Below are 21,824 nucleotides of genomic sequence, written 5' to 3'. Positions count from 1 at the left end.
CCACGGCGAGGGCCGGGGCCGGCAGCGGGGCGGGGAGGGCGGCCGGGGCTGCGGCCGGCGTCGCGAGGGCGGCCAGCGCGAAGGCCGGCCGGGCCGGCGGCAGCGGCACCGTCACCACCGGGGCGTCCTCGACGGCCGGGGCCGCGGCGACCTGTGCCGTGGCCACCTGCGTCGCCGCCGGCTGCGCCTCGGCGGCCGGTGCGGCGGCGAGGGCGGCGAAGACCGGGCGCGCCGGCGGCAGCGGCACGGTGTAGACCGCCGGCTCGGCAGGTGCTTCGGCCGCGGCGGGCGAGGTGCCCGCGGCGGGCTGAGTGCCCGCGACGGCGTTCGACAGGGCGAGCGCGCCCGGGTCGGCGGTGGCGGTGGCGACGGTCGCGGCCTGCGGCGCGCCGCCGAACAGCCGCCCGAACAGGCTCGGCGAGGCCGGGCCCGGGGCCGGCGGCGCGAGTTCGGCGATCTCGGTGCGCACGCCGGCGCGCTTGGCGTCGTAGTAGTAGCCGCGGGCGTAGTAGCTGTAGGCCTGGGCCTCGTTGCCGCGGGCGGTGCGGTAGGCGCCGGCGAGGTAGGCGATGCCGTAGGTCAGGTTCACCCTGGCGTCGAGCAGGCCGGCCGCCGGGCCGTTGTAGCCCATCCCCCGGGCGGTGCCGTGCTTGATCTGCATCAGGCCGAGCGCCCCGCCATGGCCGCGGGCGCGGGGGTTGTAGTTGCTCTCGCGCTTGACGACGCGGTGGACGAGGCTGGCGGGGATGCCCTGGGCCTTGGCATGGGCCTCGATCAGCGCGTCGATGTTGTCGCGGGCCGGGCTCTCCTGCGCCAGGGCGGGGAGCGGAGCGGCGGCCGCGAGGACGGCGAGAGCGAGGCGCTTGTGCATGCGGTCGGGTCCGGTGGGGCCTGTGCGAAATCGCACATGCGGCTTCGAGCCTTCCTGCTCCGGGGAAAATGCGGCGGGAAAGAGACTTGGCCGTAAACCATGGCGGGAGCCTTGACCGTTTGCCGGATCGGTGTGGCGGCCGAAGCACAGGCGGGAGCGGGCGGCGGGGCGGCGGCCGGTCGGTAAACCGCCGGTTGCACAAGGGGTTGGGCGAACGGTCCGGGCGGGGTGCCGGATCCGGCCGGCGTTGCGGGCGAGCGGGGGCGGAGGCCCGGGCGGGGGAGCGATTCGGCGCCGCGAGCGGGGCCGGGTCGCGGAACGAGACCAGGAGGTCCGCCGCCAAAAGCCCTCCCCCGCTACGGCAGGGCTGTCCGTACAGATGTCCTTGTAAAATCAAGCGCGGGATCCCCTCTCCCGAGTGGGAGAGGGGTAGGGGCGATCGAAGATCGCACGAGGGTGGCTCGGCTTCAGAATATGTCGCCCAGCGTCGAGCTGCGCAGCTCAACCTTCGGTGCATGGTTCTGAACCGTCTCCACCCTCACCCCCGGCCCCTCTCCCACTCGGGAGAGGGGAGATGCGCCCCTTCTTTTCCTTGGACAGCCCCCCGCAGAGGGGGAGGATTTCAGTCGGCGCCCGAAGCGCCCGGCCGCTCAGCCCCGTGACGCGCCCCTCTCCTCCGCGGTGCGCCGCCACGGCGGCGGCTCGTGCGAGAACGCGGCGTCGAGGAAATCCAGAAACACCCGGATCCGCGGGCTGAGGTGGCGCCGGCCGCTGTAGAGCGCCGAGATCGGATCCTCGGCGCCGCTGTGGTGCTCGGGCAGCAGCTCGACCAGCCGGCCGGCGCGCAGGTCGTCGATGATGTGGAACTCGGCCAGCCGGACGATCCCGGCGCCGGCCCGGGCCATGGCGAGCAGCATCTGGCCGGTATTGGCCGCCACGCCCCCACCCGGCTTGAGCCGCCGGCTCGCCCCGGCGCCGTCGCGCAGGCTCCAGACGCTCCACGGCGCCGTCGAGGGGAAGTTCAGGCATTCGTGGCCCGCCAGGGCGTCCGGGCCCGCCGGCACGCCCCGGGCCGCGAGATAGGCCGGCGAGGCGCAGATGATCCAGCGCGTGCTGGCGAAGCGCCGCGACACCAGCGAGGAATCGGCCAGCTCCCCGACATGGATCGCCACGTCGATGCCGCCGTCGAGCAGGTTGCCCGGCTCCATGCTGAGCACAAAGTCGAGCCGCAGGTCGGGGTGGCGGCGGCGGAAGGCCGGGATCAGCGGCGCGAGCTGGTGGGTCGCGAAGGTCGGCATCGAGCGGATGCGCAGCAGCCCCTGCGCGGTCGGGCCGCCGCGCACCGTCGCCTCCGCCTCCTCCAGCGCCTCCACCGCCCGCACCGCGGCGGCGTAGAACGCCTCGCCCTCGGCGGTCAGCGTGACGGTGCGGGCGGCGCGGTTGAACAGGGTCGCGCCGAGCCGGTTCTCCAGCCGCCCGATCAGCTTGCTCACCGCCGAGGGCGTCATGGTCAGGCTGCGCCCGGCGGCCGAGAAGCCGCCATCCTCCACCGCCCGCACGAAGACGAGCATCTCGCCGTAGCGGTTCATGACCCGACCTGTGAACATTCTTCACATGTGGTTCGCAGCCTAGGAAATGGATGCCACGCCCGCAACGGGTTAGCCTCGGGGCTCGTTGGTTCCGGACACGCCCCGGCCGCCGCGGTCACGCCATGACCCGCGCGGGCTTCGAGGGGGAACCGGCACGCAGACAGGCGGACCGCGCCCGGCCACGGGCGGCGCGTCCGGGCCAGGGGAGGACGCCATGGGGAATCCGCGCGCGGAGACCGACGGGGGCGAGGTGCGCCGCCACGACGCGATCATCGTCGGAGCCGGCTTCTCGGGCCTGTACCAGCTCCACCTGCTGCGCGACCGACTCGGCCTGTCGGTGCGGGTGCTGGAGGCGGCCGAGGGCATCGGCGGCACCTGGTACTGGAACCGCTACCCCGGCGCGCGCTGCGATTCCGAGAGCTACTACTATTCCTATTCGTTCTCGCGCGAGCTGGAGGACGAGTGGGAGTGGACCGAGCGCTACCCCGAGCACGGCGAGATCCGCCGCTACCTCGACCACGTCGCCGACCGCTTCGACCTGCGCCGCGACATCCAGCTCGACACCCGCGTCACCGGGGCGTCCTACGACGCCGCCGCGAACCGCTGGACGGTCACGACGCAGGGCGGCGAGGTGTTCGAGGCACAGTTCCTCATCACCGCCGTCGGCTGCCTCTCGACCGCCAACGTGCCGGCGATCCCGGGGCTCGAGCGCTTCGCCGGCGAGTGGTATCACACCGGGCGCTGGCCGCAGGACGGCGTCGACTTCGCGGGCAAGCGGGTCGGGCTGATCGGCACCGGCTCGACCGGCATCCAGGCGACGCCGGTCCTCGCCGAGCAGGCCGCCCACCTCACGGTATTCCAGCGCACCGCCAATTACAGCGTGCCGGCCCGCAACGGCCCGATGGACGCGGAGTTCAAGGCGTGGGTGCGGGAGAACGCCGCCGAGCTGCGCCGCAAGGCCCGCGAGGCGACCAACGGCCACCCGTTCGACATCTCCGACCGCTCCGCCCTCGACGTCTCGCCCCAGGAGCGCGAGGCGATCTACGAGGCGGCCTGGGAGCGCGGCGGCCTGCGCTTCCGCGCCGCCTTCCGCGACATCCTCCTCGACAAGGACGCCAACGAGACCGCCTCGGAGTTCATCCGCGCCAAGATCCGCAGCGTCGTCAAGGATCCGGCGACGGCGGAGGCGCTCACGCCGCGCGACCACCTCTTCGCCACCAAGCGGCCGCCGATCGACACCGACTATTTCGAGACCTTCAACCGCGACAACGTCCGGCTGGTCGACCTCAAGGCGGCGCCGATCGAGGCGATCGTCCCGGAGGGCGTGCGCACCCGCGACGCGACCTACCCGCTCGACATCCTCGTCTTCGCCACCGGGTTCGACGCGCTCACCGGCCCGCTCATCGGCCTCAACATCCGCGGGCGCGACGGGCTCGCGCTGTCCGAGGCCTGGGCGGCCGGTCCGCGCAGCTATCTCGGCCTGCAGACGCCGGGCTTCCCGAACCTGTTCACGGTCACCGGGCCGGGCAGCCCGTCGGTGCTCACCAACATGCCGGTCGCCATCGAGCAGCACGCGGAATGGATCGCGCACTGCATCGCCCACCTGCGCGAGAACGGCCTCGACCGGATCGAGGCGACGCCGGAGGCGACGGAGGCCTGGGTCGCCCACGTCAACGAGGCCGCCTCGGCGACGCTGCTGCCGATGGCGAGCAGCTCCTGGTATCTCGGCGCCAACGTGCCGGGCAAGCCGCGGGTGTTCATGCCCTATGCCGGCGGCATGGCCCGCTACCGCTCGATCTGCGACCGGGTCGCCCGCGAGGGGTACGAGGGGTTCGCGCTGGGGTGAGGCGAATAGGTTATAACCCTCTGTAACGCAGGTATAAATTTCGAACGCGGATCCCCCTCTCCCGAGTGGGAGAGGGGACAGGGGTGAGGGTGGCTCGGCTTCCGAGATATACTCCCAGCGTCGAGCTGCGCAGCGCGACCCTTGGTGCCTAATGCTGAACCCGGGCCACCCTCACCCCTACCCCTCTCCCACTCGGGAGAGGGGATCCCGCGCTCGAACGATCCAAGGCATGGCAGGCAGGACGAGGGGCATGCAGACACACGAGCCGGCCATGCACCCCGACGTGGTGGCCCTGGTGCGGGCGATCCGCGAGTCCGGCAGGCCGCCGTTCGAGGCGCTGACGCCGGATGCGGCGCGGGAGGCCTACAGCGCCGGACGCGCGGCGCTGCAACCGCCCCCCGATCCGGTCGCGGAGGTCCGCGACCTCGCGGCGCCCGGCGAGGCCGGCCCGGTGCCGCTGCGGCTCTATCGCGGCGCCGGCACCGACCCGGCGGTGCTGCTGCCGTGCCTGCTCTACCTGCACGGCGGCGGCTGGATGCTCGGCAACCTCGACTCCCATGACGGGATCTGCCGGCGGCTCGCCAACGGTGCCGGCGCCTGCGTGATCGCGGTCGATTACCGGCTCGCCCCGGAGCATCCGTTCCCGGCCGCCCTGAACGACGCGGCCGCCGCCCTCGCGTACGTCGCCGCCGAAGCGGGGTCCCTGCGCGTCGACCCCGCCCGCCTCGCGGTCGGCGGCGACAGCGCCGGCGGCAACCTCGCGGCGGTGCTCGCCCTGATGGGCCGCGACGGGACCCTGCCGCGGAGCGTCTTCCAGCTCCTGCTCTACCCCGTGGTCGACCTCGCGATGACCGGCGACAGCTACGCCCGCGTCACGGACGGCGTGCCGATCACCGCCGCAACGATGCGCTGGTTCGTCGACCACTACGCGCCCGACCCGGATACGCGCGACCACTGGCACGCCGCGCCGCTTCGAGCCGGGAGCCTCGCGGGGGCGCCGCCGGCCTTCGTCCTCACCTGCACCCACGACCCGCTCCGCGACGAGGGCCGCGCCTACGCGGCGCGCCTCGAACGCGAGGGCGTGCCGGTGACGGCCCTGCACCTGTCCGACCAGATGCACGGCATCCTGACCATGGGCCGGGCGATCGGCGCGACCGCGCCGGTCCTCGCCTTCGCGGCCGCCGCCCTGCGCGAGGCATGGCGGAGCGCCGCCGGCGAGCCAGTACCATCAGATATCCGTTGACTTGGCCTTGGCCTTGCCGGATCATCGAGTGTTATAACACCAAAAAATACAACACAGACGACGCCAGCCCAGGGCGAAAACGTCCGGGCCACAAGATCAGGGATGGAAACCACATGGGCACGAAGACGCTGAGCCGTGCGCCGTCGCGCCGGCAGGTCGTGGGCGGACTGGCCGCGGGTGCGGCGATCACCGGCTTCCCGCACATCGCGGGTGCCCAGGCGAAGGCGATCCGGATCGGCATGCCGACGATCCTGTCGGGGCGCGTCGCGATCCTCGGCACGTCGAGCCGGGCGGCGGCGCAGCTCGCCTTCCGGCAGATCAACGAGGCCGGCGGCATCGGCGGGCGCACCCTCGAACTGATCGACCGCGATTCCAAGGGCCGGCCCGACGAGGCCGCCAAGGTCACCCGCGACCTCATCAACAACGACGGCTGCGAGATCATCATCGACGGCGAGGCGTCCTCCGGCGCCTTCGCGGTCCACGAGGTGATCCGCGACCTGCCGGTCCTGTGCGTCCACACCTGCTCGGAGACCTCGTCGCTCTCCGCCGACCCGAAGCTGCACGTCAGGACCGCGTTCCGCTGCGCCCGCCAGGGCATCCACGACGCGGTCGCGGGCGGCACCTACGCGGCGCGCATCGCCAAGCAGAAGGGGCTGAAGCGCTGGATGACGTGCTCGCCCGACTACGCCTACGGCCGCGACAACACCGCCGAGTTCCTCGAATTCGCCAAGATGTTCGAGCCGTCGATCGAGACCGTCGATCAGGTCTGGCCGAAGCTGTTCGCCCCCGACTACACCGAGAGCATCACCAAGATCCTGCAGACCAAGCCGCAGGCGGTCTATTCGGCGCTGTGGGGCGGCGACCTCGTGGCGTTCATCGAGCAGAGCAACCTCTACCGGCTGTTCTCCAACGTCGCGATGTTCTCCGGGGGGCTCGGCGACCCGCCGGTGCTGACCGCGATCAAGCAGTTGCCGCCGGGCCTCAACACCGCCTACCGCTACAACCGCAACTACCCGGCCAAGCCCGCCAACGTCGCCTTCGCGGACGCCTTCGCCAAGGTCGCGGGCCACGAGCCGACCAACTGGGCGTGGCAGACCTATCTCGGCTGCCTGTTCGTCGCCGAGGCGCTCAGGCGCACCGGCGGCCGCACCGAGGGCAGCGCCCTCGCCGCCGAGCTGAAGGGCATGGCGGTGGCCGCCCCCTTCGCGGTCGGCGACGCGATCACGATGCGCGACACCGACCACACCATCATCGGCTACCCGGTCGCCTGGGGCCGCACCGTGCCCAAGGCCCCGTTCGTCGAGGACTTCTCCGACGTCGACTGGGGCAGGATCGTCGAACTCGAGACGCAGTGGAAGAAGGGCAAGGGCTACGCCTGAGCCGGCCCGTCGCGGGGGGGGCACCCGCCCCCGCCGCCCCGATCCTCACCTCCGGGGGAGTTCCGCCTTGAACCTCGAGGCCCTCGTCGACTGCCTGTCCTCGGCCTCCTGCGCGGTCACCCAGGTCTCGACCGGGCTGATCGTCGGGATGCTGCTGTTCCTCGTCACCTCGGGCCTGTCCCTGATCTTCGGGGTGCTCGGGATCATCAACTTCACCCACGGCGCCTTCTACATGCTGGGCGCCTACCTCGCCTTCACGGCCTACGCGCTGTCGGGCAGCTTCCTCCTCGCGATGGTGGCGGGGGCGGCCGGGGTCGGGCTGTTCGGGATCCTGTTCGAGCGCTTCGTCATGAGCCGGGTCTACGGCCGGGACATCCTGATGCAGCTCCTCGTCTGCTACGCGATGATCCTGATCCTCGACGACGGGGTGAAGATCCTCTACGGCGGCGAGTACCGGATGATGGGCATGCCCGACGTGTTCGCGCTGCCGCCGGTCGAGATCGCCGGCGGCTTCGTGCCCGGCTACTACCTGTTCATGGTCGCCGTCGCGCTGGCGGCCGGGCTGGTGCTGTGGCTCGGCATCAACCGCACCCGGCTCGGCAAGATCGTGCGGGCGCTCGCCATCAACCCGCAGATGGTCGGCGCCCTCGGCATCAACACGACGCTGCTCTATGCCGGGGTGTTCGGGCTCGGCAGCCTGCTCGCCGGCCTCGCCGGGGCGCTCGCGGCGCCGATCCGCACCCTCACCCCCGGCATGGGCGTGTCGATCCTCATCGAGAGCTTCATCGTCACGGTGATCGGCGGCATGGGCTCGATCGCAGGCGCCTTCCTCGCCGCCCTGCTCATCGGCTTCACCCGCGCCTTCGGGGCGATCGGCTTCCCGCTCTTCGTCGACGGGCTGATGTTCGCCCTCATGGCCCTCGTGCTCGTCGTCAAGCCGAGCGGGCTGCTCGGCCGGGAGGCCGCCTGACATGCGCGCCGGACTCGTCCGCGACCTCGCCGCCGCCCTCGCGGGCCTCGGCCTGCTCATCGCCCTGCCGATGCTGTTTCCCCAGCCGGCCCTGCGCGACTTCCTGATCTACTTCTTCGCCTACGGCCTGATGGCGATGTCGCTGAACCTGCTGGTCGGGCTCACCGGGCTGGTGTCGTTCGGGCACGCCGCCTACTTCGCCACCGGCGCCTACGCCTTCGGGCTCCTGATGCAGTCGGGCCTCGTCCCGATTCCGGTCGCGGCGCTCGCCGCGGTCGGCGGCACGGCGCTGATCGCCCTCGTCGTCGGGGCGATCTGCGTGCGGCTGAAGGAGATCTACTTCTCCTTCATCACGCTCGCCTTCCAGATGTTCATCCACAGCATCATCGTGACCTGGGTCGGCCTGACCGGCGGCGACCAGGGCCTGCGCGGCGGCATCCCGCGCCCGCCCTTCCTCGGCCTCGACCTCAACGACGCGCGGGTGCTGTACGCCACCTGCGCGGTGGTGTTCGTGCTCTGCATCCTGGCGATGCGGCAGGTGTCGCAATCGCCGTTCGGCTACACCCTGCGGATGATCCGCGACAACCCGGCGCGGGCGAACTTCCTCGGCGTCGACGTGACCGCGATGAAGCTCGGCATCTTCGTGTTCGCGGCTTCGATGGCGAGCGTCGGCGGGCTGATCCTGGCGCTGTTCGTCTCCGGCGCCTATCCGGAATTCGCGTTCTGGACCACGTCGGGCGAGGCGATCTTCATGATCATGCTCGGCGGGATGAAGCTGTTTCTCGGCCCGCTCGTCGGCACGCTGCTGCTCCAGACCCTCAACCACTTCGTGACGATCTACACCGAGCATCACGGCCTCGTGCTCGGCACCGTGATCCTGGTCATCGTGCTCGGCCTGCGCCGCGGCCTCGCCGACTTCCTGTTCGACGCGATCCAGGCCCGCCGCGCCCGCCGGGCGGCGGCGCTGGCGGCGGCCGCGCCCGCGGCCTTCGCGCCCGCACCCCTCGACGGCAGGACGGTGTGATGCTGCGCGTCGAGCACCTCTCGAAGTCCTTCGGCGGCGTGCGCGCCACCAAGGACGTGTCGATCGACTTTCCGGCGGGCTCGCTCACCGCGATCATCGGGCCGAACGGCGCCGGCAAGACCACGTTCTTCAACCTCATCTCGGGCCATGTCCGGCCCGACGAGGGCCGGGTGCTGTTCGACGGCGCCGACATCGTCGGGCTGTCGAGCCTGGAGGTGGTGCGCCGCGGCATGGCGCGGGCGTTCCAGGTCGCCGCCCTGTTCCCGAGCCTCACCGTCCGCGAGGCGCTGACCGCCGCGGTGGTCTCGCACCGACGCGGCTCGGCCCGGGTGCTGTCGCGCTTCCCCGTGCCGGAGGCCGTCCGCCGGGCCGACGCGATCATGGAGATGCTCGGGCTCGGCCCCAAGGCGGAGATCCTGTCGGCCAACCTCTCGCACGGCGACCAGAAGCTCCTCGACATCGGGCTCGCCCTGGCGATGGAGCCGAAGGTGCTGCTCCTCGACGAGCCGACCGCCGGCATGGGCCCCGAGGAGCGCTGGCGGATGATCGGCAAGGTCCACGACCTGTGGCGGGCCACCGGCATGACCGTGCTGTTCATCGAGCACGACATGGACATCGTGTTCCGGATCGCCCAGGCGATCCACGTCCTGAAATACGGCGCCGTCCTGGCCCGCGGCACCCCGGACGAGATCCGGCGCAACCAGGACGTGATCGACGCCTATCTCGGCACCGATCACCGCCTGTCCGAGACCGTCGGGGAGGCGTGAGCATGGCGGTCATTCTCGAGGTCCGCGGCGCCGACGTCTATTACGGCGCCAGCCAGATCCTGTTTCGCCTCGACCTCAGCGTCGAGAAGGGCCAGACGATGGCGCTGCTCGGCCGCAACGGCGCCGGCAAGAGCACCACCTTCAAGGCCATCGCCGGCCTCGTGCCGCCGCGCCGGGGCGAGGTGGTGCTGTCGGGCGAGACCGTGTCGGGGCGGGCGCCCTACCGCATCGCCCGGGCCGGGATCGGCTACGTGCCGGAGGACCGGCAGGTGTTTCCCGAGCACACCGTCGAGGACAACCTCGTCGTCGGCGCCAAGCGCGGGCGCGGCGGCGCGGCGCACTGGACGCCGACGCGGATCTACGAGGTGTTTCCGATCCTCGCCGGCATGCGCACCCGCATGGCCGGGCGTCTGTCGGGCGGCGAGCAGCAGATGCTCACCATCGCCCGCGCCCTGATGGGCAATCCCGACGTGCTGCTCCTCGACGAGCCGAGCGAGGGGCTGGCGCCGATCATCGTCCAGGCGATCGGCGAACTGATCCGCACCCTGCGCGGCATGGGCGTCACGATCCTGCTCGCCGAGCAGAACATGCATTTCTGCCTCGACATCGCCACCCACGCCACCGTCGTCGACAAGGGGCAGGTCGTCTACCGCGCCCCCATCGCCGACCTGCGCGGCAACGCCGCGATCACCCAGCGCTACCTCGCGGTGTAGCGCCGGCGCCGGTTCGGGCCGGCCTCGCGCCTGCGAACGGTCCCGTTCGACGGTGCGGCGGTCTCGACTTCGACAGGAGATGGGGAATGGAGCGCAACGAGGGACGCGGCCGGGTCGCCCTGGTGACGGGCGGCGCGAGCGGGATCGGGCTCGCCATCGCGGGCGTGCTGGCCGGGCGCGGCTGGCGCACGGTGATCGCCGACGTCGACGCCGAGCGCGCCCGCGCCGTCGCCGGACCCATCGGGGCCGAGGCGGTGCCGTTCGACGTGGTCGACGAGGCGGCGACCGAGGCGGCGTTCGCCGAGATCGAGGGCCGGATCGGCCCGGTCGAGGCGCTGATCGCCAATGCCGGGCTGATCCAGCCGGGCGGGCTGCCCGAGGATCGGCCGATGGCCGAGTTCGACCGCATCGTCGCGGTGAACCTGCGCGGGGTCTACGTCTCGTGCCTCGCCGCCGGCACCCGGATGGCGAAGCGCGGCCGCGGCGGCATCGTCATCACCGGCTCGGTCACCGCGTGGCGCACGGCGCCGCTGCACGCCTACGCGCCGACCAAGGCGGCGGTGGTGCACATGGCCGCCTGCCTCGCCGCCGAATGGGGCCGCTCGGGGGTGCGGGTCAACGCGGTCTCGCCGGGCTACGTCGCGACGCCGCCGCTCCAGGCCGCGATCGACCGCGGCCAGCGCGACCCGCGCCTGCTCACCGACGCGGCGGCGCTCGGCCGCCTCGTCGCCCCCGACGAGATCGGCCGCGGCGTCGCCTTCCTGCTCTCGGACGACGCCGCGGCGATCACCGGCATCAACCTGCCGGTCGATGCCGGCTGGCTCGCCGGGGCGCATCTCACGACCTATGGCGGGATGCGTCCGGCGCGGTGAGGGGGATCCCGCTCAGAACAGCGAGATCAGCACGATCCCCGCCACCATCAGGGCGGCGCCGGTCAGCCGGGGCGGGCCGGCGGTGACCTGGCGCATGCCGAGCCAGCCGAAGTGGTCGAGCGCCACCGAGGTCAGCAGGTTGGCGGTGATGAGCAGGCCGTTGAAGGCCCCGGCGCCGACCGTGTCGACGAACAGCAGCCCGGCGAACACCGCCACCGCGCCGGTGAGCCCGGCGAGCGGCATCCACCACCGCACGCCCGACAGGTCCCGGCGCGTCGGCAGCGGGGTCGGGCGGATCAGCAGGATGAAGGCGAACACGAACACCACCGGCACGAACGACACCGTCGCGGCGAGCCACGGGTTCACCAGTGCCCCGCGCAACTGCGCGTTCCACACCACGCCGATCGCCTGGAGCGCGCCGGCCACCACGATGAACGGGTAGAGCAGCTTCGGGTCGAGGCCGTGGCCGCCCTCCCCGTCCTCCCGGGCGGGGGTCGCGCGGGCGATGACCGTGACCCCGACCGCCATCAGCAGCCCGCCGAGCCACGGCATCGGCTTGAAGCCGCCGCCCGGCAGGCCGAACAGCCCGAAGGCGTCGAGCGCCAGCGAGGTCAGGATGTTGGCGGTCAGCGTCAGCCCGTTGAACGGGCCGGCCCCGACCTTGTCGACGAAGGCGAGGCCGCCGAACACCGCCACCGCGCCGGCGACGCCGCCGAGCGGCGCGTACCACGGCATCCGCCCGAGGCTGTCGAGGCCCGGCAGCGGCACCGGCATGGTCAGGAACAGCGTCGCGAACACGAACACGATCGGCAGGAACGACACCGTGGCGGCGAGCCACGGATTGACCATCCGGCCGCGCAGCTGCGCGTTCATGGAATTGCCGAGCGCCTGGAGCGCCCCGGCCACGATGATGAAGGGATACAGCAGGGCGGGGCTCACGCGGCGAGGTCTCCGGGGGTCAGACGAGGATCAGGGCGGCGAGCGCCAGGACGAGGGCCGGCGGCATCACCAGGAATCCGAGCTTCAGGAAGCGCCACGCCGACACGTCCTCGCCCTCGCGCCGGATCGCGGTGAGCCAGAGGATCGTCGCCAGCGAGCCGGTGACCGAGAGGTTGGGCCCGAGATCGACCCCGATCAGGATCGCGCCCGCGACCTTGTCCGAAACGTGCGCGGCCTGCACCGCCGCGCCGGCGAGCAGCCCCGCCGGCAGGTTGTTGACGAGGTTGGAGCCGAACGCCACGGCGGCGCCCCCGGCCCAGGCGGTCGTGGCCGGGTCGGCGGCGGCGGCCCGGCGCAGCAGGTCGGCGAGCATCGCGAGCACGCCGGTCTTCTCCAGCGCCTCGACCAGCACGAACAGCCCGGCGACGAGCGGCAGCACGCTCCACGACACGTCCCGCACCACTTCGACCACGCCGCCGCGGTTGAGGAGCAGCACCACGAGCGTCGTGGCGAGACCGGCCGCGAAGGTCGGCAGGCCGAGCTCGATGCCGGCGGCCGAGGCGCCGATCAGCGCCGCCCCGGTGGCGACGATGCCGGCGCCCGCGACCTTGCCGCCGAGCCGCAGCGACGGGATCGCGACATCGGTCGCCACCGTCTCGGACCGCAGGTCGCGGCGCTGGGTGAGGTAGAGCACCGCGTAGGTCGCCACGATGGCGAGCACCGACGGCAGGGTGAAGGTGGCGAGCCAGCGGCCGAGCGGCGGCATGTGCTCGGCGAACACCACGAGGTTGGCCGGGTTCGAGATCGGCAGCACGAAGCTCGCCGCGTTGGCGATGAAGGCGCAGATGAACAGGTAGGGCAGCGGCTCCTTCACGCCGGCCGCCTTGGTGGCGGCGAACACCGCCGGGGTCAGCACCACCGCGCAGGCGTCGTTGGAGAGGAACACCGTCACCACGGTGCCGACGACGTAGACGAGCCAAAAGAGCCGCGTCGCCGAGCCCCGGGCGGCCCGCACCGCGTGGGCGGCGAGCCAGTCGAACAGCCCCTCCTTCCGGGCGATCTCCGACAGCAGCATCATGCCGACGAGGAACAGGTAGACGTCGGTGCCCTTGGCGACGCCGTCGAGCGCCACCGGCCAGGGCAGCAGGCCGAGGGCGACGAGCAGGAGAGCGCCCGCCACCGCCCAGATCGCCTCGGGCCAGGAGAACGGCCGCAGGATCACGCCGAGGGTCGCCAGGGCGGCGATGGACCAGGTGGTCAGGTTCAGGGGGAGCCCGAGGGCAGCAGCCACGGTCGTCGTCTCTCGTGTGGGAGGGGGAGGATGCGGCGGGCGCCGCTCACCATTGGCGCCCGGCCCGGTTCGGCCCGAGCTGGTCGCCGCGCACGCCCTTACCGGGCCAGACCCCGATGCGGAACGTGTCGCTGCCGGGACGCTCCGGAATCGCCGGCGCGTCCCCGGCCGCGGCGGGCGGCTCGATCGCGTCCGCGTCGACGAAATCCGGTCCGTGGCCGGGCCAGCGCGGGTCCGCGGCCTCGACCCGCAGCACCCGCGACCCGGCCGGCCACGGCAGGCGGCCCTCGAAGATCCGGGCCGAGACCCGGGTCATCGCGGTCCAGGGCCCGTGATCGGCCCGGCAGCGGCACAGCGCCGGCTCGCGGTCGGACAGCACCAGGGCGCGCACGCGGATGCGGCCCTGGGCGTCGCGGACCAGGCCGGCGGCCGCCTCGGTCGACGGGCGGGTGGCGAGGCGGCGGTCGGCCGGGCTGGTGACCAGCACGAAGGGCGCGGTGCGGTCGAGGGGCCGGAAGCGCCAGCTCGTCACCGGGCCGTCGATGGCCGCGACCGCGTAGCCGACCGAGCCGTCCTCGTTCTGCCCGACCGAGCGGGCGGCGGCGTACAGCGTCCGCCCGTCATGCGCGAGTTCGTTGTAGTGGGTGTGGCCCATCTCGACGAGGCGCACCCGCCCGTCCCACAGCAGCCCGGCGAGGTCGAGCCGCTCCTGCGGCGGGCGCAGGTCGTCCGGGTAGGCGTGCAGGAACACCGCGCAGGGCCGGTCGCCGGCGGCGGCCTCCGCGATCTCGCCGGCGAGCCAGGCCATCTGCGGCGCGCCGATCCGGAAGTCGAGGCCGACGCCCTTCCGGCCGTAGCCGGGGCTGACCATGTCGACGAACAGGCAGCGCACCCCCGCCACGGTCTCGGCGTAGCAGAAGTGCCGGACCTCCTTCTCGACCTCGGGGCGCGGCAGCCGGTGGGGGACGGCGCGGTGCCCGCCGCCCCGGGGGCTGCCGGCGATCTCGGCGAACAGCGCGTCGAAGGCCGCGATCGTGCCGTGCTGGCGGTCGTGGTCGCCCGGGATCAGCCGGACCGGCAGGTCGGGATGGCGCGCCAGCGCCGCCCGCAGGATCGCGTACTGCGCCTGCGTGCCGTCCTCCGCGATGTCGCCGGGCAGGTACGCGAAGTCGAACGCCGCCCGCGGCAGGCCGGCGATCCGGGCGAGGATGGCGTCGAGGTCGCGGGCGCTCGCCGCCTCGGGCGTGGTCAGGTGGAGGTCGCCGACATGGAGCAGGACGAACGGGTCGCCCTCCCCCGGCGGGTTCGCGGTCATCCCGGATTCCCCGCGCCGGCGGACCTCGGGCCCGGGCGGATCGACTTCGGCTGACATGGGCACGTCTCCAGCGACGGCGGGCCTCGTCCCGAGGTGACGCAACGACGCCTTGGCCAGCCGCCGCTCAAGTCCCCGGCCGCGGGCCCGGTTCCTTCGGCCGCTCCGCCTAAGCAGAGTTGCATAGGGCAACTCTGCTTAGGTGCCTGTTCCTGCATCATTTTCTTCGCCGAAACGGCAACCATTTCGGCGAATGATGCTTAGGCGGGACCGCCTAGGCGAGTTCGCCGAGGGGGGCCGCTGTTCCGACCCTCCCGCGTCGCCCGCTCCGCCTCACAGCAGCGGACGCTCGCGGATGCGGCCGTCGAGGCCGACATGGAGCAGCCGCTCGCGGCCGTCCGCGCCCTTGGCCGCGACCTCCAGGTGGCGCGGGCCGCGCCCGGTGACCCGCACCTCGGCGTAGCCGGCCCGCTCCACCATCGCGGTCAGGGCGGGCAGGTCCGGGTTCGGCCCGAGCCCGACCGCGTCCCGGGCCCAGTCGAGCGAGCCGGGCGGCGGGCCGCCGGCCCGGCCGAGCGGCACCGGCGACCCGTCGGCGCGGGTGAGGACGCTCGCGTGCAGGAACCCGTTCTCGAACCGGCCCTGGACCGTGACGGTCTCGCCCTTGGCCACCAGCGTCCCGCCCTCGCCGGCGCGCCCGGTCTCGACCAGGGCCCGGCCGGTGCCGTCCTGGAGCACGAACTTGTTGCCGAAGATCTCGGCGACCTCGCCCCGGGCCGCGATGGCGCCCGAGGGCGCCAGGGCCGAGATCGCGGTCGGCGCGACCGGGGTCGGGATGAAGGCGTCGCCGGGGCGGGCCAGCGACAGCCCGACCGCCCCGAGGGCGAGCGGCACCGCCACCGCGCCGGCGGCGAGGCCGCGGCGGGTGCGGCGGCGCCGGGCCGGGTTCGGGGCCGGCTCGGTCACGGCCTGCGCGGTGCCGTCGATGATCCTGTCGTCGCTCATGATGTCTCGTCCTCGTCGGTGGTCCCTCTCGGGTTGGCGGATCTCTACGGCACGGCCCGAAACCCTCGCTGAACCGGGCCGTTCAGGTTCGGTTAAACCGCCCCCGCTAGGGGCGCCCGGTGCCGGGATGCGAACCGCGATGAAGATCCTGCTGGTCGAGGACGACGTCCCGCTCGCCGCCGAGGTGGCGCGGGTGCTGCGCGCCGAGGGCTTCGCCCTCGACGTCGCCCGCGACGGCGTCGATGCCGGCCATCTCGGCGAGACCGAGACCTACGACGCCGTCGTGCTCGATCTCGGCCTGCCCGGCCGCGACGGCGTGTCGGTGCTCCGCGACTGGCGCGCCGCCGGGCGCACGATGCCGGTGCTGGTGCTGACCGCCCGCGACGGCTGGAGCGACAAGGTCGCGGGCTTCAAGGCCGGGGCCGACGACTACCTCGTCAAGCCGGTGCGGGTCGAGGAACTGGTGATGCGCCTGCGCGCCCTGGTGCGGCGGGCGCAGGCGAACGGGGCGCCGCGGGTCACCTGCGGGCCGCTGGCCTACGATCCCGGCCTCGGCACCGTCGAGCATCACGGCCTGCCGCTGCGGCTCACCGGCCTCGAATGGCGCGTCCTGTGCTGCCTGATCCTGCGCAAGGAGGCGGTGGTGGCGCGCAGCCACCTCCTCGAACGGGTCTACGACGGCGACGCCGAGGTCGATTCGAACTCGGTCGAGGTCATCATCACCCGCCTGCGCCGCAAGATCGCCCCGGCCGTCATCGAGACCGTGCGCGGCCACGGCTACCGGCTGATGCCGGGGGGCGGCGCGTGAATCCCGCCGGCGCGCCGGGCTCGCTGCAGCGCCGGCTCCTCCTCGCCGCCGGGTTGTTTCTCGGGGTCGCCGTGGTGGCGGCCGGGCTGTCGATCGGCTTCGTCCTGCACCGCTTCGTGCGCGGGCAGCTCGACGGCCGCCTCGACGACCGCCTCCTGTCCCTGGTCTCGGACCTGCGCGGCGGACCGGGCGCCCTCTCCCTCGGGCGCGACCGCGACGGGCCGCCCTTCGACCGGCCCGGCTCGGGCTGGTACTGGCAGATCCGCCGCGGCGACGCGGTGCTCGGCTCCGCCTCCCTCGACGGGCGCCGCCTCGCGGTTCCGGCGCTCCCGGCCCGGCGGCGCGACCCGGACGCCCCCGCCCCCGCCGACGGCACCGGCCCGTGGGGCGAGGGCCTGATCCTGCGGGTCCTGACCGTCCCCGGCCCGGCCGGCGGTCCGCCGACGGTCTTCGCCGCCGCGGCGCCGGAGGCGGCCCTGCGCGGGCCGGTCTGGGAGGCCCTGCGCACGCTCGCCCTCTGCCTCGCGGTGATCGGCGTCTTCCTGTTCGCCGGCGTGATGCTCCAGGTCCGCCTCGGCCTGCGCCCCCTGCGGGGGCTGCGCGACCAGCTCGCCCGGGTGCGGGCCGGCCGCCTCGACCGGCTGCCCGAGCGCCAGCCGGCGGAGATCCGCCCGCTCGTCGCCGAGATGAACGCCCTGCTCGACCAGAACGCCGCGCAACTGGAGCACGCCCGCGGCCACGTCGCCAACCTCGCCCACGGGCTGAAGACGCCGCTCGCGACCCTGGCGATGGCGCTGGCCGAGCCCGGCGCCGACCGCGACGGCTCGCTGGCGCCGCTGGTCGAGGGCATGGACCGGCGCATCCGCCACCACCTGCGCCGGGCCCGCGCGGCGGCGCTGGGCGGTCCGGCCCGGAGCCGGGCCGACCTCGCCGCCCACGTCGCCGACCTGCGGCTGGCGCTGACCCGGATCCATGCCGGCCGGGAGATCGCCGTCGCGACCGCGATCCCGGACGGGCTCGGGGTCGCCTGCGACCCGCAGGACCTCGACGAGATGCTCGGCAACCTCGTCGACAACGCCTGCCGCTGGTGCCGCGGCCGGGTCGCGGTCTCCGCCCGGCGCGAGGGCGCGCAGGTCGTGGTGCGGGTCGAGGATGACGGGCCGGGCCTCGACGCCGCGGCGCGGGAGGCGGTGCTGCAGCGGGGGCGGCGCCTCGACGAGAGCCGCCCCGGCCACGGCTTCGGCCTGCCGATCGCGCTGGAACTCGCCGAGCTCTACGGCGGCTCGCTCGCGCTCGAGACCTCCGGCCTCGGCGGCCTCGCCGTGCGGCTGGCCCTGCCGGCCTGAGCGCCCGACCACCCGCTGCGGTTGCGGGTTTGACGGCGGCGGTCCCGCCTCACTACACCGGGCCGCAACGGCCGGGATGCGCCGGCGCGGGAGGAGTGGGTCATGGCGAAGGTCGCGTTTCTCGGGCTCGGCGTGATGGGCGGGCCGATGGCCCGGCACCTCGCCGCCAAGGGCCACGAGGTCACCGTCTACAACCGCACCGAGGACAAGGCGCGGGCCTGGGTCTCGGCCCATGGCGGCCGCTCCGCCGCGACGCCGGCCGAGGCGGCGCGGGGCCAGGAGATCGTCTTCGCCTGCGTCGGCAACGACGACGACCTGCGCTCGGTGACGACCGGGCCGGACGGCGCCTTCGCGGCGATGGGCCGGGGCACGGTCTTCGTCGACCACACCACCGCCTCGGCCGAGGTGGCGCGCGAGCTTTCGGGGGCGGCGCACGAGGGCGGCTTCGGCTTCGTCGACGCGCCGGTCTCCGGCGGGCAGGCCGGCGCCGAGAACGGCGTGCTCACGGTGATGTGCGGCGGCGACCCGGAGACCTACGCCCGGGTCGAGCCGGTGATCCAGTCCTACGCCCGGGCCTGCCGCCTGATGGGCCCGGCCGGCGCCGGCCAGCTCACCAAGATGGTCAACCAGATCTGCATCGCCGGGCTGGTCCAGGGCCTCGCCGAGGGCATCCATTTCGGCAAGCGCGCCGGTCTCGACATCGAGGCGGTCCTCGACGTGATCGCCAAGGGCGCCGCCGGCTCCTGGCAGATGGAGAACCGCGGCAAGACCATGAACCGGAACACATTCGACTTCGGCTTCGCGGTCGACTGGATGCGCAAGGACCTGTCGATCGTGCTGGCCGAGGCACGCCACAACAAGGCGCTGCTGCCGACCACCGCGCTGATCGACCAGTTCTACGCCGAGGTGCAGACGATGGGCGGCGGCCGCTGGGACACGTCGAGCCTCATCGCGCGGCTGGAGCGGGACCGGAGTTAGCGGGGCGCCGCCGCCGGGGTGGGTGGTGCTCCGGCGGGGGCTGTTATTGCGGCAGTTCCTGCTAGGTAGTGGAGCGGGGGGGCTGTAATGGTACTGGATGCCTTGGGGTATGAGTGCTAAGGCACTCAGTACGAGGTCTCCCCCCTCGCATGCGCGCTGTTGTAACTGCGGCGTAAGAGCGGATGTCTGAGTAGATAGTGCACGCCCCGGTCAGCACGATGACCATGGCGTGATTGGAGGGGGAGACCTCGTGCCATCATCGTCTGCTTTCGGCTTTCCGATCGTGTCGGTGGCCATTCCCTGCGAATTAAAATCCGAAGAAAAACTACTAGAATATTTGGCAATTTCCACGAAGGAGTTAAAATTCGTCTGGTGGTATCGCGAGCGAATGTATCGCAAATTCGAGCTTGGCAGTAAAAAAGGCAAAGTTCGAGCTATTGCGGCACCAAACAATCGGCTGAAATATATTCAGAGACGTATCGCAGTCTTGCTCAATCAAATCTACAGAGTTAGAAATCCTGTTCATGGTTTCGTCAAAGAAAAATCAGTAAAAACTAATGCGCTGTCGCATCTAAAAAAGAAATACATTGTTAATATTGACTTGAAGGACTTCTTTCCTTCGATTACTGAGAATCGCGTAATTGGTGTATTGAATTCTTTGGGAATCGAAAGAAGTGTAAGCCAGATAATTGCAAAATTTTGTTGTTGTAATGGCCATCTTCCTCAGGGTGCGCCAACAAGTCCGGTGATTTCCAATATGATATGCTTCAAGATGGATAAAAGTTTGATGTCGATGGCTAAGGAAATGCGTCTTATTTATACCCGCTACGCAGATGATATAACTTTTTCAGGTTATCGGCCGATGACGGTATTATTTGAAGGGGCGGCGCCGTTCCCTGGGCGTTTTGATCCGAATCAGCTTGCTTCTGAATTGCGTCAAATTATCAGCGGAAACGGATTTGTTTTGAATGCTAATAAGGCGCATTATGCGGATCCGAACATGCGCCGTATGGTCACTGGGCTAAAAATCAACGAAATCATTAACGTTGACCGACGCTATATACGTAACATTAGATCGGCTCTTTATTCAGTGCAGACCATTGGAGAAACGGCTGCGCAGGATAAATATCAAATCAAATATGGTGGTCGATCTAGCTTGGGAGCGCATCTTGAAGGCAAAATCACTTGGCTCCGTTACATTCGTGGTCAGTCTGACCCAGTTTTCAGGGCCATAGCGGTTCGTTACAATCTGTGCTTTCCAAATCGCAGAAAAATCGAAGTGATACCAACGCCCGAAGAGGTCAGAGATAGAGCAGTTTGGGTCGTAGAACATTCTGAAGGAGATATGGCACAAGGAAGCGCCTTCTTTCTCAAGGGGGTTGGCTTGGTGACGGCTGCTCATTGTGTTGAAGAGGCGACTGGACTCCAGCAAATTAGTCTATATCATCCAAGTAAGCCTAATAATTTGTTCGCGGCAACGGTTGTCGGAATAGATAAGCATCGAGACATCGCCATTCTAGAGCATTCTATACCTCTTACGGAATTCTTCGAGTTAGAAAGTTCATTCCGTGTTGTTCAAGTCGGCGATAATATGACTGCGGTGGGATTTCCGGGATTTGCAAAAGGCGATAGATTGAATGTTCGAGAAGGCAAGATAAGTTCACTGCCCGCGAAAAGCGGCGTCAGATTAGTTGAGGTTACTCAAAAGCTTACACAAGGAATGTCGGGTGGTCCTTTGCTTGATTCTGACAACAAAGTGGTTGGTATTATTCATAGAGGCGGGCCTGGAGAGGGAAGAGATTTTGCAACGCATATCGGGGTGCTGAACGACTGGCTGCGTGAGCGGCCAGAGGGAGTTTCTAAGAAGATAGAAGAAGTTCGGGGCTGATATTTCTACACGTTGCATAGGAGTGTACCTGCAGGTTCGGCGCTCTCACATTCTTACCCCCTCCACCGCCGCCTCCGGGCTGACCCACCGCCACTCCGCCCCCGCCTGATGGCGGAACCACGTCACCTGCCGCTTGGCGTAGCGGCGGGTGTCGGCCTGTCCCCTGGCCACCGCCTCGTCGCGGGTCGCGGTGCCGTCGAGATGGGCGATCAGGCCCGGCACGCCGTGGGCGCGCATCACCGGCAGCAGCGGGTCGAGGCGGCGCGCGCGCAGGGCCGCCACCTCGTCGAGGGCGCCCGCCGCCATCATCGCGGCGAAGCGGGCGTCGATCCGGGCGCGCAGGGCCGCGCGGTCCGGGGTCAGGAAGAGCTTTTCGCACGGCAGCCCGGCGAGAGGCCCGGGCCGGCGCCGGCCGTGGAACGCCGCCAGCGGGCGGCCGGTCGCCGCCAGCACTTCGAGGGCGCGCAGCACCCGCAGGCGGTCGTGCGGGTCGAGCCGCGCCGCCCCCTCGGGGTCGCGGCCGGCCAGATCCCGGTGCAGGTCGGGCGTCTCGCGGCCCTCGGCCCCGGCGCGCACCGCCGCCCGCACCGCGTCCGGCACCGGCGGGATCTCCGACAGGCCCTCGGTGAGGGCGTGGAAATACAGCCCGGTGCCGCCGACGACGATCGGCAACCGCCCGGCCTCCCAGCATTCGACGAGCACCGCCGCCGCGTCGGCGAGGTAGTGGCCGACGGAAAAATTCACCGCGCCGTCGACGTGGCCGTAGAGGCGGTGGGGGACCTGCGCCTCCTCCTCCGGATTCGGCCGGGCCGAGAGCACCCGCAGGTCGCGGTAGACCTGCATCGAGTCGGCGTTGACCACCACGCCGCCCCGTGCGCGGGCCAGGGCCAGCGCCAGGGCCGACTTGCCCGAGGCGGTCGGCCCTGCGATGAGGATCGCCCGAACGCCCCCGACCATCCGCCGCCCTCACTCAACCCCGCGGA

General features: G+C 71.1%; 19 protein-coding genes. 12 read left to right on the top strand and 7 right to left on the bottom strand.

What is annotated here, in order from left to right:
* Together EOE48_RS13365 and EOE48_RS13360 are read right to left on the bottom strand one after the other, a co-directional pair.
* On the bottom strand, positions 1 to 871 hold an 871-nt coding region (locus EOE48_RS13365), incomplete at its 3' end, for a lytic transglycosylase domain-containing protein (protein WP_148239782.1).
* A gap of 650 nt (positions 872 to 1,521) precedes the next feature.
* Positions 1,522 to 2,460 carry a LysR family transcriptional regulator gene (locus tag EOE48_RS13360; RefSeq protein ID WP_127729773.1) on the bottom strand — a complete coding sequence of 313 codons (939 nt, stop codon included), beginning with the start codon at positions 2,458 to 2,460 and terminating at the stop codon, positions 1,522 to 1,524.
* A 214-nt stretch (positions 2,461 to 2,674) separates the two neighbouring features.
* Here EOE48_RS13360 and EOE48_RS13355 point away from each other — a divergent pair, with 214 nt between their 5' ends.
* From EOE48_RS13355 to EOE48_RS13320, 8 genes are all read left to right on the top strand, one after another.
* A complete protein-coding gene (locus EOE48_RS13355; RefSeq protein ID WP_127729770.1) occupies positions 2,675 to 4,306 on the top strand; it encodes a flavin-containing monooxygenase in 1,632 nt (543 codons plus the stop codon).
* 250 nt (positions 4,307 to 4,556) lie between these two features.
* Positions 4,557 to 5,549: an alpha/beta hydrolase gene (locus tag EOE48_RS13350; protein ID WP_127729767.1), complete on the top strand. Its 993-nt coding sequence runs from the start codon at positions 4,557 to 4,559 to the stop codon at positions 5,547 to 5,549.
* 113 nt (positions 5,550 to 5,662) lie between these two features.
* The gene (locus EOE48_RS13345) at positions 5,663 to 6,928 is read left to right on the top strand and encodes an ABC transporter substrate-binding protein (protein WP_127729764.1); all 1,266 of its coding nucleotides are present in this window, start codon (positions 5,663 to 5,665) and stop codon (positions 6,926 to 6,928) included.
* Positions 6,929 to 6,995: 67 nt separating this feature from the next.
* Positions 6,996 to 7,898 (top strand): branched-chain amino acid ABC transporter permease, encoded by a 903-nt coding sequence (locus EOE48_RS13340; protein ID WP_127729762.1) that lies wholly within the window; start codon positions 6,996 to 6,998, stop codon positions 7,896 to 7,898.
* Between the two features lies 1 nt (position 7,899).
* Positions 7,900 to 8,922: a branched-chain amino acid ABC transporter permease gene (locus EOE48_RS13335; protein ID WP_127729759.1), complete on the top strand. Its 1,023-nt coding sequence runs from the start codon at positions 7,900 to 7,902 to the stop codon at positions 8,920 to 8,922.
* Positions 8,922 to 9,689 carry an ABC transporter ATP-binding protein gene (locus tag EOE48_RS13330; protein WP_127729757.1) on the top strand — a complete coding sequence of 256 codons (768 nt, stop codon included), beginning with the start codon at positions 8,922 to 8,924 and terminating at the stop codon, positions 9,687 to 9,689. The genes EOE48_RS13335 and EOE48_RS13330 overlap by 1 nt, the downstream gene beginning before the upstream one ends.
* 2 nt (positions 9,690 to 9,691) lie before the next feature.
* Entirely contained in the window at positions 9,692 to 10,402 is a 711-nt protein-coding gene (locus EOE48_RS13325; RefSeq protein ID WP_127729755.1) for an ABC transporter ATP-binding protein, read from the top strand.
* 86 nt (positions 10,403 to 10,488) lie between these two features.
* Positions 10,489 to 11,274 (top strand): SDR family NAD(P)-dependent oxidoreductase, encoded by a 786-nt coding sequence (locus EOE48_RS13320; RefSeq protein WP_127729752.1) that lies wholly within the window; start codon positions 10,489 to 10,491, stop codon positions 11,272 to 11,274.
* Between the two features lie 12 nt (positions 11,275 to 11,286).
* Here EOE48_RS13320 and EOE48_RS13315 read toward each other — a convergent pair whose 3' ends face one another.
* From EOE48_RS13315 to EOE48_RS13300, 4 genes are all read right to left on the bottom strand, one after another.
* Entirely contained in the window at positions 11,287 to 12,213 is a 927-nt protein-coding gene (locus EOE48_RS13315) for a DMT family transporter (RefSeq protein WP_127729750.1), read from the bottom strand.
* A gap of 19 nt (positions 12,214 to 12,232) precedes the next feature.
* On the bottom strand, positions 12,233 to 13,504 hold the full coding sequence (locus EOE48_RS13310; protein ID WP_127729748.1) for an arsenic transporter: 1,272 nt from the start codon (positions 13,502 to 13,504) through the stop codon (positions 12,233 to 12,235).
* A 46-nt stretch (positions 13,505 to 13,550) separates the two neighbouring features.
* Complete coding sequence (locus EOE48_RS13305; protein ID WP_127729746.1) at positions 13,551 to 14,819, bottom strand: metallophosphoesterase family protein; 1,269 nt, start codon at positions 14,817 to 14,819, stop codon at positions 13,551 to 13,553.
* Positions 14,820 to 15,149: 330 nt separating this feature from the next.
* Positions 15,150 to 15,821 carry a DNA-binding protein gene (locus EOE48_RS13300; protein WP_127729744.1) on the bottom strand — a complete coding sequence of 224 codons (672 nt, stop codon included), beginning with the start codon at positions 15,819 to 15,821 and terminating at the stop codon, positions 15,150 to 15,152.
* A gap of 139 nt (positions 15,822 to 15,960) precedes the next feature.
* Here EOE48_RS13300 and EOE48_RS13295 point away from each other — a divergent pair, with 139 nt between their 5' ends.
* The 4 genes from EOE48_RS13295 to EOE48_RS13280 all read left to right on the top strand — a co-directional run bounded on the left by EOE48_RS13295 (position 15,961) and on the right by EOE48_RS13280 (position 20,841).
* Entirely contained in the window at positions 15,961 to 16,629 is a 669-nt protein-coding gene (locus tag EOE48_RS13295) for a response regulator transcription factor (RefSeq protein ID WP_127729742.1), read from the top strand.
* Entirely contained in the window at positions 16,626 to 17,975 is a 1,350-nt protein-coding gene (locus tag EOE48_RS13290; RefSeq protein ID WP_127729740.1) for a sensor histidine kinase, read from the top strand. Before EOE48_RS13295 ends, EOE48_RS13290 begins: the two co-directional genes overlap by 4 nt.
* Positions 17,976 to 18,077: 102 nt before the next feature.
* Positions 18,078 to 18,953, top strand: coding sequence for an NAD(P)-dependent oxidoreductase (locus EOE48_RS13285; protein ID WP_127729738.1), 876 nt, complete (start codon positions 18,078 to 18,080; stop codon positions 18,951 to 18,953).
* Between the two features lie 289 nt (positions 18,954 to 19,242).
* On the top strand, positions 19,243 to 20,841 hold the full coding sequence (locus EOE48_RS13280; RefSeq protein WP_246154299.1) for a trypsin-like peptidase domain-containing protein: 1,599 nt from the start codon (positions 19,243 to 19,245) through the stop codon (positions 20,839 to 20,841).
* 45 nt (positions 20,842 to 20,886) lie between these two features.
* On the opposite strand, the gene miaA is transcribed toward EOE48_RS13280, so the two are convergent.
* Positions 20,887 to 21,798, bottom strand: coding sequence for a tRNA (adenosine(37)-N6)-dimethylallyltransferase MiaA (gene miaA, locus EOE48_RS13275; RefSeq protein WP_127729734.1), 912 nt, complete (start codon positions 21,796 to 21,798; stop codon positions 20,887 to 20,889).
* Between the last annotated feature and the right edge of the window lie 26 nt (positions 21,799 to 21,824).

Origin of the sequence: Methylobacterium oryzihabitans (assembly GCF_004004555.2) — a bacterium.
Classification (GTDB): domain Bacteria; phylum Pseudomonadota; class Alphaproteobacteria; order Rhizobiales; family Beijerinckiaceae; genus Methylobacterium; species Methylobacterium oryzihabitans.
Note: the sequence above shows the minus strand (reverse complement) of the source record. Positions and strands in the feature narration are given on the sequence as shown.

Excerpts from the sequence above, each read along its gene's own strand:
- EOE48_RS13360 (WP_127729773.1), bottom strand. The coding sequence starts at position 2,460 with ATGAACCGCTACGGCGAGATGCTCGTCTTCGTGCGGGCGGTGGAGGAT.
- EOE48_RS13355 (WP_127729770.1), top strand. The coding sequence starts at position 2,675 with ATGGGGAATCCGCGCGCGGAGACCGACGGGGGCGAGGTGCGCCGCCAC.
- EOE48_RS13350 (WP_127729767.1), top strand. The coding sequence starts at position 4,557 with ATGCAGACACACGAGCCGGCCATGCACCCCGACGTGGTGGCCCTGGTG.
- EOE48_RS13345 (WP_127729764.1), top strand. The coding sequence starts at position 5,663 with ATGGGCACGAAGACGCTGAGCCGTGCGCCGTCGCGCCGGCAGGTCGTG.
- EOE48_RS13335 (WP_127729759.1), top strand. The coding sequence starts at position 7,900 with ATGCGCGCCGGACTCGTCCGCGACCTCGCCGCCGCCCTCGCGGGCCTC.
- EOE48_RS13330 (WP_127729757.1), top strand. The coding sequence starts at position 8,922 with ATGCTGCGCGTCGAGCACCTCTCGAAGTCCTTCGGCGGCGTGCGCGCC.
- EOE48_RS13325 (WP_127729755.1), top strand. The coding sequence starts at position 9,692 with ATGGCGGTCATTCTCGAGGTCCGCGGCGCCGACGTCTATTACGGCGCC.
- EOE48_RS13320 (WP_127729752.1), top strand. The coding sequence starts at position 10,489 with ATGGAGCGCAACGAGGGACGCGGCCGGGTCGCCCTGGTGACGGGCGGC.
- EOE48_RS13305 (WP_127729746.1), bottom strand. The coding sequence starts at position 14,819 with ATGACCGCGAACCCGCCGGGGGAGGGCGACCCGTTCGTCCTGCTCCAT.
- EOE48_RS13300 (WP_127729744.1), bottom strand. The coding sequence starts at position 15,821 with ATGAGCGACGACAGGATCATCGACGGCACCGCGCAGGCCGTGACCGAG.
- EOE48_RS13295 (WP_127729742.1), top strand. The coding sequence starts at position 15,961 with ATGAAGATCCTGCTGGTCGAGGACGACGTCCCGCTCGCCGCCGAGGTG.
- EOE48_RS13285 (WP_127729738.1), top strand. The coding sequence starts at position 18,078 with ATGGCGAAGGTCGCGTTTCTCGGGCTCGGCGTGATGGGCGGGCCGATG.
- miaA (WP_127729734.1), bottom strand. The coding sequence starts at position 21,798 with ATGGTCGGGGGCGTTCGGGCGATCCTCATCGCAGGGCCGACCGCCTCG.